This window comes from Oxynema aestuarii AP17, assembly GCF_012295525.1.
Classification (GTDB): Bacteria; Cyanobacteriota; Cyanobacteriia; order Cyanobacteriales; family Laspinemataceae; genus Oxynema; species Oxynema aestuarii.
In genome coordinates this window covers 2,029,526-2,043,305 of the sequence record NZ_CP051167.1, presented here as the reverse complement: position 1 = coordinate 2,043,305, position 13,780 = coordinate 2,029,526, and the positions used below count along the sequence as shown (strand labels likewise).

Sequence of the window (13,780 nt, the reverse complement as noted above, 5' to 3'; positions counted from 1 at the left end):
GCGATGAGCGAAGCGCCTTTCTTTGACCACCTATCTAACGCGCTGATTAACACCCTATCTTACTGTATCAAGAGGATGGCGCGGCAAAACCTCGGACTTACCCAACTGTTATCCAGTCTGCGCCTCGATTTGCTGACTTTTCTAAAAAATTTTTGCCGCCAATATTTGGACGGTCCCGAGTTCTGACCGATGTCCGATTCGATTTCCATCGGCGGAGGATAGCTGTTGTCTGCCCCCAAGGGGCGATCGTTGCAAAATTCGCCTAAATTAGATTGGTAGATTTACTCGATTTTTTGCTACGATAGACTGGCGTTTAGTCACCCCCTTACTTCCGTTAGGGGTCGAGCCGGGTTTTTTGCCCCCCACTAAGCGTCACTACCCCTCTCCCTGTGGGAGCCTGGGTGCGTAACTCAGTTGGATAGAGTAGCGAACTTCTAATTCGTTGGTCGCAGGTTCGAGTCCTGCCGCACCCGTCAAGCCAGTGCGATCGTCAAAATTAAGCTGTCAATCTTTTAAAATGCATAGTTACGAGGTGGGCAGGATGCCCGCACTCCTAAAAACTATCGTGTCCTGTAGGGGCTTGGTCAGCAAACCTACTTTGATTGAATCGGCGATCGCCCTTCTCTTAGTACTTTATATAATATGGGCGGTCTTGATATAGGCGCTCTCGACAATAAGTATTTTATACAATTTTTGCCAAGCTACCTCACTTAACGGGCGAGGGTTCCAGTTCCCCCGTTGTGTACTCTACAGGGATATAAACCCAGCTCAGTCGAGACCTTTTGATTGGCTTGACCAAATTATGGCTGGTAACGCCTGGAAACCTCGATGGGATAGAGAATTTTTTGGAGGGTTAAATTTAGACAGACTGAAGTGTTGAGTCGTGTTGATTTGAAACACCAACTGGCGACGGTAGACAACGATACATCGTCGAACTATTGACGCCAGAAAACGCTACTCTGCTGTTTTAAAAGCCCGTGACGAGGATTGAACTCGTGACCTCACCCTTACCAAGGGTGTGCTCTACCACTGAGCTACACGGGCGATCGCGACTTAAGAAGCAAGCCTCTCAGTTTCGCGGTCTTGCCGGACTCGGCAAGGAAGTGGGCCGGGCTGGATTCGAACCAGCGTAGGCGTAGCCAGCGGATTTACAGTCCGCCCCCATTAACCACTCGGGCACCGACCCGCGTTTTCCTTGCACGATTACTAATCCTAGCATAACTGCCTCAGATGTCAAATGTTTTTGCAATTTTTTTAAAAAATTTCGGACGATCGCCTACCCCCGATCGCCCATATCCCTTGCCCAGACAATATTTCAGCAAATTTAAAAATCTGCGAAAAATGGCCGCATCAACCGCGAGATCCGCGTTTGGGCGGACGGTTGGAATGGGAGCGATCGCCCTGGCGGTTTCGTTGCATTCGCATGGGAAAATCGCTCTCGTCATAAATTTCGCCGACCAATTCTTCTAAGATATCTTCCAAGGTCAGCAAGCCGACAGTCCCACCGTACTCATCGACGACGATCGCCAAATGCAAGCGCTGCTGCAACATTTCCTTGAGTAAATCTGCAATCCGTTTCGTTTCGGGGACGTACACTGGAGGATCCATCGCCATCGTCACCGGACCGTTCGCCGTTCCCTCTTTCTGCAACGCGGTCAACTGACCGATGGCCCGTTTCAAGTGAACCACGCCGACAATGCGATCCTTCGATTCTTCCTGAACTGGAATCCGAGAATAACCCGTTTCCAAGCATAAATCCACCAAATCCTGCAAACTCGCCTCGTGAGAGATCGTCCGCATCTCGATGCGCGGTTTGACAACTTCTCGGGCGCTGAGACTGTCGAGCATCAGCGCTTTATTGAGTAACTGGTGTTTGTAAAGGTCTAAATGTCCTTTCCCGCCGAGGATTTCGATCATCAACTGCAGATCTTTGACCGATTCTCCCTGCTGCACGCGATCGGATTGCACCCAGCGAATCACGGTTTGGGCGATATTTTCGAGCAGTTGGACGATCCCGAAAAATGCCAAGAACTGGGAAAGCCAGTAAATCGGACGCACCGATATCTTGAAATAAGACATCGAATTGTTAATCGCCAGGGACTTCGGGGTAATTTCGCCGAAAATCAGCAACAGGAAGGTGATTAAGGCGGTGGCGATTCCCAGTCCGGTGTTTCCCAACCAGAGGGCAAATAAATTACTCGTCAAGATGGCAGAGAAGTTGTTGACGAGGTTGTTACCGACGAGCAGGGTGGTAATAAAACGGGTGCGTTTGTGTAAAACTAGGGTAAAGATGCGCGTCGGATCCCCTTGTTCCTGAATGAGCGATCGCAGTTTGAGGTTGTCGAGGGAGGTAATTGCGGTTTCCGAACCGGAGAAAAATCCCGAGAGGACGAGCAGAAAAATCAAAACTCCTACATCGAGCCACACATTGCCCAAAAGTGGAGCAGGTTGAGCTGCAGCAATGAGAGGAGAGTCAAATGATGAAGCAATCACGATTGGGGTAGGGCTATAAGGAACGCGATCGCCCCAGAACCCGATTGGGTTTGGAGCTGAAAGGGACTATGCTTGCAAATCATAACGCGATCGCCCCCTCAAGTGGCGAGGGCGCACCGGGGGCGAAAGGCGAGCTAAGGGGAGGGAGTGGGTCGGATCTCCTTCCCTTGAGGGTCAACGGGTACGGATACAAAAAAACCGCACGGAGGGTGCGGTGATTTCAGTTGTTCGCTCGCTGGAACGGACGGGACTCCCGGCGTTTACCCGTCGAAGCGATCGCCACCGGGAAGCCGCCGAGAGCTGTAGATTCGATCGCGCTGCCTAATTCAAGGTATAGGCGGATTGCAAAGCCCACCAGATTAAGAAGGCAATTCCTCCTAAGATCGCGATCGAAGACAGGGCTACCGCCACCGGACTGTCGGCGCCTTTAAATTTCATAATTCCACGATTCAAATCAGACATAATGCCGCCATCCTTATATCTATACGCAATACCTCAAACCATCGCTATGGCAAGCGTTCGCACCCAAGTGGGGATGCCTAGAAAGGAGATCCCGGTGCTAATTTCAGGGTATCCTGGAAAATCCAAAGCGCAAACCCCATCAATTTTAACGGATTTCGTCGGGGCGATCGCCGCAGAGTTGGCGATCGGCGGAAATCGACCTAAATTTTGAGGAACTTGTCGCGGCGATCGGGAATTGGGATATACTCTAATTTAGATCTAAATTTAAAAAAGTTAACGATTTCAGGATCGATCGTCGCTCCCCGAGAGCAAAAGCCGAAACGAATCTGACGCTAAACAAAGCAAACTGCATGGGCAACAAGCCAACCATTGCTATTTCTCATCTAGGCTGCGAAAAAAATCGCATCGACACCGAGCATATGCTCGGCTTATTGGTAGAAGCGGGCTATAACGTCGATACAAATGAAGAACTCGCCGACTATGTAATTGTCAATACCTGTAGTTTCATCCAAGCGGCGCGCGAAGAATCCGTACGCACCTTGGTCGGACTGGCAGAAGAACAGAAAAAAATCGTGATTACAGGCTGCATGGCCCAGCACTTCCAAGAGCAACTCTTGGAAGAACTGCCCGAAGCCGTCGCCCTGGTCGGAACCGGAGACTATCACAAAATCGTCCAAGTGATCGAACGGGCCGAAACTGGGGAACGAGTTAAAGAGGTTTCCGCCGAGCCGACCTACATTGCCGACGAAACCACGCCCCGGTATCGCACGACGAGCGAAGGAGTCGCCTACCTGCGGATTGCCGAAGGGTGCAATTATCGTTGTGCCTTTTGCATTATTCCCCACTTGCGCGGAAACCAGCGATCGCGCTCGATCGAATCGATCGTTGCCGAAGCCCGGCAGCTCGCCGCTCAAGGGGTGAAAGAGATTATCTTAATTTCTCAAATTACCACCAACTACGGCACCGATATTTACGGCGAACCAAAACTGGCCGAATTGCTGCGGGCATTAGGAAAAGTAGATATTCCCTGGATTCGGATGCACTACGCTTATCCGACCGGGTTGACGCCACCCGTTATCAAAGCCATTCGCGAAACGCCGAACGTGTTGCCGTATCTGGATTTACCCCTGCAACATTCCCATCCTCAAGTGCTGCGATCGATGAATCGTCCTTGGCAAGCGGGGGTAAATGATAGTATTATAGAGCGGCTGAAAGAAGCGCTGCCCGAAGCAGTCCTGCGAACCACCTTTATTGTTGGGTTCCCCGGCGAAACGGACGAACAGTTCGACCATCTGCTTCAGTTTGTGCAGCGTCATGAGTTCGATCATGTCGGCGTGTTTACCTTTTCCCCAGAGGAAGGAACGCCTGCGTATGACCTGCCCAATCAAATTTCGCCAGAGGTCATGGAAGCCCGCCGGGATGCCTTGATGCAGATGCAGCAGCCCATTGCTTTAAAGAGAAATCGAACTCAAGTCGGGAAAGTTGTAGACGTTCTCATCGAACAGGAAAATCCAGCAACAGGTCAGTATATTGGCCGTTCGGCTCGGTTTTCCCCGGATGTAGATGGTTTGGTCTACGTGCGAGGCAAAGCTCGACTGGGATCGATGATTCCCGTACTGATTGAGAATGCCGATATCTACGATCTGAGCGGTCGGGTTGCCCGTGCAGCCGACGCGCTTCAGAGAGAATCCGTGGTTGTTTCTTAAGGCAAGCTGGCCTTTTGTGTTCGAGTGTGTGGGGATACGGGTGTGTTGGTTTGATGGGAACTTGACCCACGTAGGAAGGGATCGCATTGCACACTTGCCGAAGCTCGAACCCAACGGCGCCAAGATTTGCGCCGCGTGTTGACCCTGGTCGTGTCGCGGGACTTGAGTGACCCTCAAGAAATGCGGCTGTCGATCGAGATGCCCGTGACGAAATCGATTCGCTCGCGATCGAGCCAGTCAGGGGGCGAACTGCAATCACTACTCAATTCGCTGCCGAATGCAGCGCCAAAGACGTTTTTAGGAGATTAAATGACTCTTTCGTTTCAAAGTCTTGGTCTTTCCGATGCCCGTGTAGAGCATCTAGCAAAAAACGGCTTCACCGAGCCGACGGCTATTCAAGAGCAAGCAATCCCTCACCTACTATCCGGTCAGGATGTGGTGGGACAAGCCCAAACGGGGACGGGTAAAACCGCCGCCTTTTCGCTGCCAATTTTAGAGCAGCTCGATCCGAGCGATAAAACCGTGCAGGCCCTGGTGTTGACGCCGACGCGCGAGTTGGCGATTCAGGTCTCCAACGCGATTTCCGAGTTGAACGACGATCGCCGCGTGCGGATTCTCTCGGTTTACGGCGGCGCCTCGATCGAACGCCAAATCCAACGGTTAGACCGTGGCGTGCAGATCGTGGTGGGAACCCCCGGACGAGTGTTGGATTTACTCGGACGCAACAGCCTCAAACTCGACACCCTCAAATGGATGGTTCTCGACGAAGCCGACGAGATGTTGAGTATGGGCTTCATCCAAGATGTCGAAAAAATCCTCAAAGCCGCACCGCAAGAGCATCAGACGGCATTTTTCTCGGCGACGATGGACGCCTCGATCAAAGCGCTGATCCGCAAATTCATGAACGATCCGATCACCGTGGCGATCGAAATGAAAACCACGCCGAAGCGGATCGAACAGGCGGTTTACATGGTGCCGCGCGGCTGGTCGAAATCGCGCGCCTTGCAGCCAATTTTAGAGTTGGAAGATCCGGAATCGGCGATCGTCTTCGTGCGTACCCGCCGGGCCGCCGCCGAACTGACCAGCCAACTGCAAGCGGCGGGTCACAGTGCCGACGAATATCACGGCGATTTGAACCAGTCCCAACGGGAGCGCCTGTTACATCGGTTCCGCCAACAACAGGTGCGTTGGATCGTGGCGACGGACATCGCCGCACGGGGTCTCGACGTGGATCATTTGACTCACGTGATTAACTACGATTTGCCCGATAGTGTCGAAAGTTACGTCCACCGCATCGGTCGCACGGGCCGGGCCGGACGGGAAGGAACGGCGATTTCGCTGATTCTTCCTTACGATCGCCGCAAACTGCGTCAGATTGAGGATCGGGTGGGCCAACGGTTCGATATTCGTTCGATTCCGACGCGATCGCAAATTGAGGCGCGCCATCTGGAAAAACTGCAAACCCAGGTGCATGAGGTTCTCGCCGGAGAACGCTTGGCGTCCTTCTTGCCGATTGTCGCCCAATTGAGCGAAGAGTACGATCCCCACGCGATCGCCGCCGCCGCCTTGCAACTGGCTTACGACCGCATCCGTCCGAACTGGGCCGAAAGCGAAGCGCCAGAAGAACCGATTCCGGTGTACAGCAGTAAGCCCCGGCGCAATGGCGATCGCCGCACTCCCCGTCCTCGTAAATCGTTCGAGCCTCCCAAGAAAAAACGCTCCTCGCGTCGCGAACCGATCGGCGATCGCAAGTAGGGTAAACCTGGTGCAACTGCCCTCCGAGCAGTGAGCGAACACAATGGGGATCGCTGACGGTTCCCATTTACCCTGCCTCTCTCTCTCGGCCTCGCCGATCGAATGGGGGACATCCCTCGACCGATAAAATCTCACGTTCGGGATCGTCCCCTCCTCTTGTTTAGCAAATCCGGGGTAATTGTTCCCCACTCAATACATCGACGATGCGACTCGCACCGATTTTACTCTGCATCGTCACCAAGCCTTTTCCCGTTGCCGTAACGCGACCGATCGCCCGCGATCGCGGGTCGTTGCGTTGCAAAATATCGAGCGTCTTTTGTGCAAATTCTTCTGGGACGAACGCCACGAAACGCCCTTCATTAGCGACATAGAGGGGATCGAAACCGAGGATTTCGCACGCCGCTTGCACGTCTTCACGGATCGGGATCGATCGCTCGTCGATCGCGATGTCCACTGCCGCCGCCGAGGCAATTTCGTTGAGGGCACTCGCCAGACCGCCGCGAGTGAGATCGCGCAAACAGTGAATTTCGATTCCGGCGTCGAGTAAGGCGGAGACCTCCCGGATCGCGGGGGCCGAATCACTTTCGATCTCGGTTTCAAATTCCAGACCTTCGCGAACCGCCATAATCGCGATCCCGTGACGACCGAGATCGCCGTTGACGATGAGGACGTCGCCGGGACGGACCGAGGGAGGGGCGATCGCCTGGGAATGTTCGACGACGCCGACTCCGGCGGTGTTGATAAAAATGCCGTCGCCTTTGCCGCGATCGACGACTTTTGTATCTCCAGTCACAATTTTTACGCCGCAGCGATCGGCAGCTTGGCGCATGGATTGGACGACCCGCCAGAGAGTTTCCATCGGTAAGCCTTCTTCGAGAATAAAGCCGACGGTGAGATACAGGGGACGCGCCCCACTCATGGCTAAATCGTTGACCGTTCCGTAGACGGCGAGGGAACCGATATCGCCGCCGGGGAAGAATAAGGGGTTAATCACGTAAGAGTCGGTGGTGAGGGCGATCGCCCCCGGCGGCGGCGTCAGCACGATCGAATCGTGTTGGGTTGCTGGCGCGTCAAAGGTGGGGGCGAACATCTGTTCGATGAGCTGGTGCATTAACTTACCGCCGCCCCCGTGAGCGAGTAAGATTTTGGGATATTGGGCGATCGGAATCGGACAGGAGAAATCCATTGAAGTCTGTAGGGTTGAAAAGATATTGGGCGATCGCCCCCCGTTCGAGAGGAACGGCGGCGATCCTCCGATGAGGATAGCAGGTGTTGCTACCCAACTGGGAAGCCGAGTTTTTCCCTACAATTTCCGAGCCTCATTTCCCCCGCTTTTGCTCAATCACTTTTCGAGCGATTAACCAAGAACCTACAGAACATAACCCACTGAAAATTAATGCCATTATCAAAGGGTGAGGTGAGAGAAAAGGTAGCTCTATTTTCTCACGATTGGGAAAATACCACGGTTGAGTGACTAGCCCGAAACTAGAAGCAACGATCGCTCCTGCAGCAATACCAACCCCGATCGCCTGAATATGGTCTTGCAAGTCTTGGTTAGCCTTCGTTTGTTCCACTGTCGCCGTTGCTCGAATGGTGTTGACAAGCTCGGTAAACAACTCTTTTCCCGGTTCGAGGTAGTTGATATAGGTTTTAATTTGGGTGAGGAAGCGGGGACAAATTTTCTCGGCAAAATCCGCCCAGGTTTGGAGATTATCCCCCGGTTGGATAACCCGATCCAGACAGGTTTTGAAGTTTTGCGCGTTGGTGTCTAGGGTGGTATAATGGGCTTTTAAATCTCGCAAATAGCAGTTATATTCTAGTAAATCTTTAGGTAAGCTTGTTAATAGAGAATCCAGTTTTTTGAGTCGGGCTTCTGTGGGACTCTCAAACAATTCATAAAAGCTGTTTATCTGATTTTCTAATTGGCTGTAAATTTTTCTAGTATTTTCATAGCATTGTTTGGCTTTTTCCTGGACAAACAATATTTTTTGCCGACTCCATAACAAGTTTCTAAACCGATCGTAGTTGTCATTAGCTGACTGTTCTACCTCTGTGCTGTTGTTGGGATTGGCGATAGAAATCAAAATCGTTATATTTTGTGCTTCATACAGAAAGCAATCGGCATGAAAGAGTTTGCCTCCCTCGATAAACTCAGGAATTAAACCCGTTTTCGCACAAAAAGCATTGACCCAGGCTTCGGCTTGTTTTGGCAATTCACTCTCAGTGGAATACCCGGTCAACCACACAAATTTACCTAAATTCGCCTCAATCTGGCTCACTAAATCCTTAGGATGAAAGCATCCAAGATTTTCCACTCCTAGTTCTAAATCTTGGGGGTCAGGAGAGAGGGTTAAATCTACGCAATAGGTATCGTGGAGGCGAAAGGGTTGGAGCTTTCCCCCCAGTTTAAACCCGGCTGGGGTGGGAATGGCGGTGAATTTTACCTCACCAGCATGATGGCTTAACCATTCATACCTTAAAGTGTTTTCTGCTTGGGGATGATATTGAGGGCGATTGTCTGAGTCAGGGCTGTAACAAATGAGTTGAGATTTTAGGTTTTTCAGTTCTGGAAAGTCCAAGACTTTGCTCAATTGGGTTAAACTTTCCCAGAGTCGATCGGCCTCCGGATTGACTGAATCCGGAGGGTCGTCTAAGGCTTGACGCAGGTGGAAAGCGTAGAGGCTGAGGCTAAAGTTTTTCACGATTCGTTTTGGGGCGATTGGCGGGGTGAATCGGGTCGAGTGGTATTGTGTTTAATGGCTTGATCGATTAATTCCCCAGAAGATTTTCCCGCTTCTTTGGGAGTCTGTTGGCTACCAAACCCGCCTTTGTGTCCGGTTGCGCCTAAAAGGGGATTGGCAGAGCGATATCGATCTTGATAAACTTGATAAATGTCGGTGCGTGTGGGTTCTTTAACCCATTGTTCGATGAGTTCGACATTTTTTTCGTCATCATCGGTGAATTGGTTTGGCAGTTCGGTTAAACTAGACCAGTGGTCGGCGAACAGATTATCGGGGTTTTCCTGGATTAGCTTGATAAAGGCTTGAATTTTATCACGATCGCTTGCCATGTTTTGCTCTCCTTGTCCCACCACACAAAACGCCGCCCAGTGATAGGGAGATTTATAGGGGCGGTCATTGATTCCCTTTTCATTTTGCCCCAGATTTTGGAAAAATTCAGCTAAAGCATCCCGCCAGTCCCCTAGCAAAGGACATTTTTGTACCCAGTCTTGGAACCCCGCCACCGTGGTATCCCGCAGCCAGATTTGCGCCGTTTTCAGAGCGATCGCCAGTTGTCCGGGATGTTGTTGCAGGGTTTCATAGGTTTTAATCAGCAGCAGGGCAGTGGAAACTTCGTCCACAAACCAAAGACTGACGAGAATGCTGGGACTCCCGGCGAGGATGAAGCCACTGGAGAGGCTAATATATTCGTCGGTTTGGTCAAGGGCAACTTGTCCGGATTCGCAAGCGGAGAGGGTGACGAGGCTGCATTCGCTCAAGTTGAGGGAGGCGATAATCTCCTCTAGGGTGAGGATACCATCGGCAAGCTGCAAGCCAGAGTCTAGGGGAGAGTTGGGGTTAAACTCAGCATTACAGGAGAAAAACAGATGATGGGTTTGGCTGAGGTCTTTGGCGAGAAATGTGGCTTTGGTGGCGTTGTTTCTTTGTAAACTGCGGCGTTGGGGGAAAAGACTGCGAATCGTTTCCACTTCCACATCGGCAAAAGTCAGGTCTTCGGTGGGATTTTGGACGGCAAAGAAGTGTGTGAAGTGGCGACGGGGGCGATTTTGCGCTTGTTGCAGCAGTTGGCAACTGGGCGCATAATTCACTCCCTTGGGGAAGAGTTCTTGTAGGGTTTGACTCTGATTCTCTCCTGTGAGAACAGGTAACGCATGAATCGGGAACAGATGCAGGTAACGGTGAGGGATGAGGATGAGTTTTTGGCAATTCGGGAAGTTTTCCCGCAGGTTTTGCAGGATTTCATCCAGATGGAGGATTTGGGTAAGGCTGTCTAAGCGTTGCTGGAGGTTATCTTGCCATTGGGTTTTGTTGCGGCGATAGTCGTTGAGATAGGCGTTTCCCCACTCGCCGAGTTTTTCCAGGTCTTCCGGGGAAGATGTCCACAAGTGGAGGGTTTGAGCCGTGAGGGTGAACGTGAGGAATTTATCGCCGAGGATGTACCATTCGAGGATAGCGGTTTCCTCATCCAGTAGCTGTTGGATTTGGGGGAAGTGGAGGGGTTGGTAGGGGAATTTCTTCTGAAATTCGTCGCGCAATTGGTTGAGGTGGCTGGAGTCCCGGTTGGGGTCTTGTTGCAGGCGGCGGTCTTCTTGGAAGATGGCTTGACGCAGTTGTTGCAAGCGTTGGCGGTCTTCCGGTGAGATTCCTTGGGGGTAAGCGTCACGGGTGGCAATCAGTTCCACGAGGTTGCGGGCTTTACTGCGATCGGCGTATTCAATGGCGGCGGTATAGTTGCCCAGTTCTAGGCACACTTCCACCATGCCGCGATAGATTTTATTCCATTGCTCGTTAAAGTTGCGTTTGTAGTCCTCGGTGGTAATTTCACCGCGCAGATATTCCACCTGTTCTAAGGCTTCGGCAAAAGTGCGATAGGCATTTTCCAGGGCGGTTTGTTTCCGTTCGGGGTCGCTGCTGTAATACTGGGATTGTTGCTGATAGGTGAATCCCCAGTTATTCAGGGTAGAGGCGAGGTCTTTTTCCAGTCCGGGACGGCGCATAATCGCGGCAGCTTCGGTGTAGGCGGCGATCGCTTGGTCTAAGTTGGCGGCTGGGTCGAGGCCAAATTCCGCTTGTGTCAGGTAGGCTACCCCCAGATTAGTCAGGGTAGAGGCGAGGTCTTTTTCCAGTCCGGGACGGCGCATAATCGCGGCAGCTTCGGTGTAGGCGGCGATCGCTTGGTCTAAGTTGGCGGCTGGGTCGAGGCCAAATTCCGCTTGTGTCCGGTAGGCTACCCCCAGATTAGTCAGGGTAGAGGCGAGGTCTTTTTCCAGTCCGGGACGGCGCATAATCGCGGCAGCTTCGGTGTAGGCGGCGATCGCTTGGTCTAAGTTGGCGGCTGGGTCGAGGCCAAATTCCGCTTGTGTCAGGTAGGCTACCCCCAGATTAGTCAGGGTAGAGGCGAGGTCTTTTTCCAGTCCGGGACGGCGGCGAATCGCGGCAGCTTCGGTGTAGGCGGCGATCGCTTGGTCTAAGTTGGCGGCTGGGTCGAGGCCAAATTGCGCTTGTGTCTGGTAGGCATTCCCCAGATTATTCAGGGTAGAGGCGAGGTCTTTTTCCAGTCCGGGACGGCGGCGAATCGCGGCTGCTTCGGTGTAGGCGGCGATCGCTTGGTCTAAGTTGGCGGCTGGGTCGAGGCCAAATTCCGCTTGTGTCAGGTAGGCTACCCCCAGATTAGTCAGGGTAGAGGCGAGGTCTTTTTCCAGTCCGGGACGGCGGCGAATCGCGGCAGCTTCGGTGTAGGCGGCGATCGCTTGGTCTAAGTTGGCGGCTGGGTCGAGGCCAAATTCCGCTTGTGTCAGGTAGGCTACCCCCAGATTAGTCAGGGTAGAGGCGAGGTCTTTTTCCAGTCCGGGACGGCGGCGAATCGCGGCAGCTTCGGTGTAGGCGGCGATCGCTTGGTCTAAGTTGGCGGCTGGGTCGAGGCCAAATTGCGCTTGTGTCTGGTAGGCATTCCCCAGATTATTCAGGGTAGAGGCGAGGTCTTTTTCCAGTCCGGGACGGCGGCGAATCGCGGCTGCTTCGGTGTAGGCGGCGATCGCTTGGTCTAAGTTGGCGGCTGGGTCGAGGCCAAATTCCGCTTGTGTCAGGTAGGCTACCCCCAGATTAGTCAGGGTAGAGGCGAGGTCTTTTTCCAGTCCGGGACGGCGCATAATCGCGGCAGCTTCGGTGTAGGCGGCGATCGCTTGGTCTAAGTTGGCGGCTGGGTCGAGGCCAAATTGCGCTTGTGTCTGGTAGGCATTCCCCAGATTATTCAGGGTAGAGGCGAGGTCTTTTTCCAGTCCGGGACGGCGGCGAATCGCGGCAGCTTCGGTGTAGGCGGCGATCGCTTGGTCTAAGTTGGCGGCTGGGTCGAGGCCAAATTGCGCTTGTGTCTGGTAGGCATTCCCCAGATTATTCAGGGTAGAGGCGAGGTCTTTTTCCAGTCCGGGACGGCGGCGAATCGCGGCAGCTTCGGTGTAGGCGGCGATCGCTTGGTCTAAGTTGGCGGCTGGGTCGAGGCCAAATTGCGCTTGTGTCAGGTAGGCTACCCCCAGATTAGTCAGGGTTTGCGCTCGTTTTTCGGGTTGATTCGCCCGCAGTGCCAATACCAGATCGTAGCCGCGAATGGCAATCTCTTGCACTTCTGCATACCGACCATAGGGGAATTCTTGAATACTGATGCAGGTATTTTCGACTAAGCCCGCCACCCCTTCCGCTTGGTCGGGCTGTTGGGTGAGGACTCCCTGTATCCACTGGGCAATAGTATCCCCCAAGGCAGGAACGATCGACTCCATATTTTGCCGCATCACTTGATGAACTGCAACCTCATCCCCCCCGCTTTCCTTTTCGGTTTTGAGCAGTTGGAGCCAAAACTGAGTCAAGGCATCGCCTGAGTTCTCGGCATTGAGCAGGTTTCCCAATCCCGATGCCCCCATCGCCATCTCTGCCACTCGCGCCATCAACTCTGGACGACTGCGTAACACTGTTTCCAGGTCATCCGGTGCGGTATCACTCTCCTGCAATGCCCCAAAAATCTCTTGCATCAACCCCGCCAGTTGCGGATTTTCTAAAAGTTCCCTCATTTGCGGGTCTTCCACAAGTTCCATGAGTTCCGGGGGCAATTCTGCTTGGGCTGACTGGATTCGAGCCATCCTGATTTGGGTGAGTTTTTCCTCAAACCCCCGCTCAATGCCAATTTCTCGACACCGTTGCAACAATTCCCGATGCTCTTGCAAAACCCGTTGCTCCTGTTCCTCCCCATCGGCTAAATTCACTAACTGCTGCAACAAAGTATCAGTTTCCTCATCCAGTAATTCCGGATGTGCCTGCAAAAACGCCTCGGAATCTGTCCAGGTATCGGCGTTAATAAATTGCCAGAGTATAGCTGCTCTTCCCGACTGAGGAATCTCGCTGCTCGTCTGCAAAAACGCCCCCACCTGCTGCGCCAAATTCCGCACATCCTCCGCCTCGTCCCCCTGTCCCTCCTCCTGCAACTGCGCCGCCACCAACTCGCACACCCGCACAAACCCCTCATCCACCGACTCCAGATGACTTTTGAGGATTTGTGTCTTCTCCCCACTGGGACAGGCGAGGAGTTCTTGAATCAGGTCGAGATAAGCCTGCACTCTTTGTTCATCCATAGCC

8 protein-coding genes and 3 tRNA genes are annotated in these 13,780 nt (G+C 52.9%); 4 read left to right on the top strand and 7 right to left on the bottom strand.

Annotated features, from left to right (window positions below; translation table 11 throughout):
- Nucleotides 1-399: 399 nt before the first annotated feature.
- Nucleotides 400-473, top strand: a tRNA-Arg gene (locus tag HCG48_RS08230).
- Nucleotides 474-972: 499 nt separating this feature from the next.
- On the opposite strand, the gene HCG48_RS08225 is transcribed toward HCG48_RS08230, so the two are convergent.
- From HCG48_RS08225 to HCG48_RS08210, 4 genes are all read right to left on the bottom strand, one after another.
- Nucleotides 973-1,044, bottom strand: a tRNA-Thr gene (locus HCG48_RS08225).
- A 60-nt stretch (nucleotides 1,045-1,104) separates the two neighbouring features.
- A tRNA-Tyr gene (locus HCG48_RS08220) sits at nucleotides 1,105-1,186 on the bottom strand.
- 164 nt (nucleotides 1,187-1,350) lie between these two features.
- Entirely contained in the window at nucleotides 1,351-2,493 is a 1,143-nt protein-coding gene (locus HCG48_RS08215; protein WP_168568720.1) for a hemolysin family protein, read from the bottom strand.
- A gap of 321 nt (nucleotides 2,494-2,814) precedes the next feature.
- Complete coding sequence (locus HCG48_RS08210; RefSeq protein WP_168568719.1) at nucleotides 2,815-2,955, bottom strand: hypothetical protein; 141 nt, start codon at nucleotides 2,953-2,955, stop codon at nucleotides 2,815-2,817.
- 46 nt (nucleotides 2,956-3,001) lie between these two features.
- Between HCG48_RS08210 and HCG48_RS08205 the strand changes: the two genes are divergently transcribed.
- From HCG48_RS08205 to HCG48_RS08195, 3 genes are all read left to right on the top strand, one after another.
- Complete coding sequence (locus tag HCG48_RS08205) at nucleotides 3,002-3,166, top strand: hypothetical protein (RefSeq protein WP_168568718.1); 165 nt, start codon at nucleotides 3,002-3,004, stop codon at nucleotides 3,164-3,166.
- A gap of 139 nt (nucleotides 3,167-3,305) precedes the next feature.
- Complete coding sequence (gene rimO / locus HCG48_RS08200; RefSeq protein WP_168568717.1) at nucleotides 3,306-4,661, top strand: 30S ribosomal protein S12 methylthiotransferase RimO; 1,356 nt, start codon at nucleotides 3,306-3,308, stop codon at nucleotides 4,659-4,661.
- A gap of 309 nt (nucleotides 4,662-4,970) precedes the next feature.
- A complete protein-coding gene (locus HCG48_RS08195) occupies nucleotides 4,971-6,416 on the top strand; it encodes a DEAD/DEAH box helicase (protein ID WP_168568716.1) in 1,446 nt (481 codons plus the stop codon).
- A gap of 160 nt (nucleotides 6,417-6,576) precedes the next feature.
- Here HCG48_RS08195 and hypE read toward each other — a convergent pair whose 3' ends face one another.
- The 3 genes from hypE to HCG48_RS08180 all read right to left on the bottom strand — a co-directional run bounded on the left by hypE (nucleotide 6,577) and on the right by HCG48_RS08180 (nucleotide 13,776).
- Entirely contained in the window at nucleotides 6,577-7,602 is a 1,026-nt protein-coding gene (hypE, locus tag HCG48_RS08190; protein ID WP_168568715.1) for a hydrogenase expression/formation protein HypE, read from the bottom strand.
- Between the two features lie 133 nt (nucleotides 7,603-7,735).
- Nucleotides 7,736-9,118: a hypothetical protein gene (locus tag HCG48_RS08185; protein ID WP_168568714.1), complete on the bottom strand. Its 1,383-nt coding sequence runs from the start codon at nucleotides 9,116-9,118 to the stop codon at nucleotides 7,736-7,738.
- Nucleotides 9,115-13,776, bottom strand: coding sequence for a CHAT domain-containing protein (locus HCG48_RS08180; protein WP_246259970.1), 4,662 nt, complete (start codon nucleotides 13,774-13,776; stop codon nucleotides 9,115-9,117). Before HCG48_RS08180 ends, HCG48_RS08185 begins: the two co-directional genes overlap by 4 nt.
- Between the last annotated feature and the right edge of the window lie 4 nt (nucleotides 13,777-13,780).

Excerpts from the sequence above, each read along its gene's own strand:
- HCG48_RS08205 (WP_168568718.1), top strand. The coding sequence starts at position 3,002 with ATGGCAAGCGTTCGCACCCAAGTGGGGATGCCTAGAAAGGAGATCCCG.
- HCG48_RS08210 (WP_168568719.1), bottom strand. The coding sequence starts at position 2,955 with ATGTCTGATTTGAATCGTGGAATTATGAAATTTAAAGGCGCCGACAGT.
- HCG48_RS08180 (WP_246259970.1), bottom strand. The coding sequence starts at position 13,776 with ATGGATGAACAAAGAGTGCAGGCTTATCTCGACCTGATTCAAGAACTC.
- rimO (WP_168568717.1), top strand. The coding sequence starts at position 3,306 with ATGGGCAACAAGCCAACCATTGCTATTTCTCATCTAGGCTGCGAAAAA.
- HCG48_RS08195 (WP_168568716.1), top strand. The coding sequence starts at position 4,971 with ATGACTCTTTCGTTTCAAAGTCTTGGTCTTTCCGATGCCCGTGTAGAG.
- hypE (WP_168568715.1), bottom strand. The coding sequence starts at position 7,602 with ATGGATTTCTCCTGTCCGATTCCGATCGCCCAATATCCCAAAATCTTA.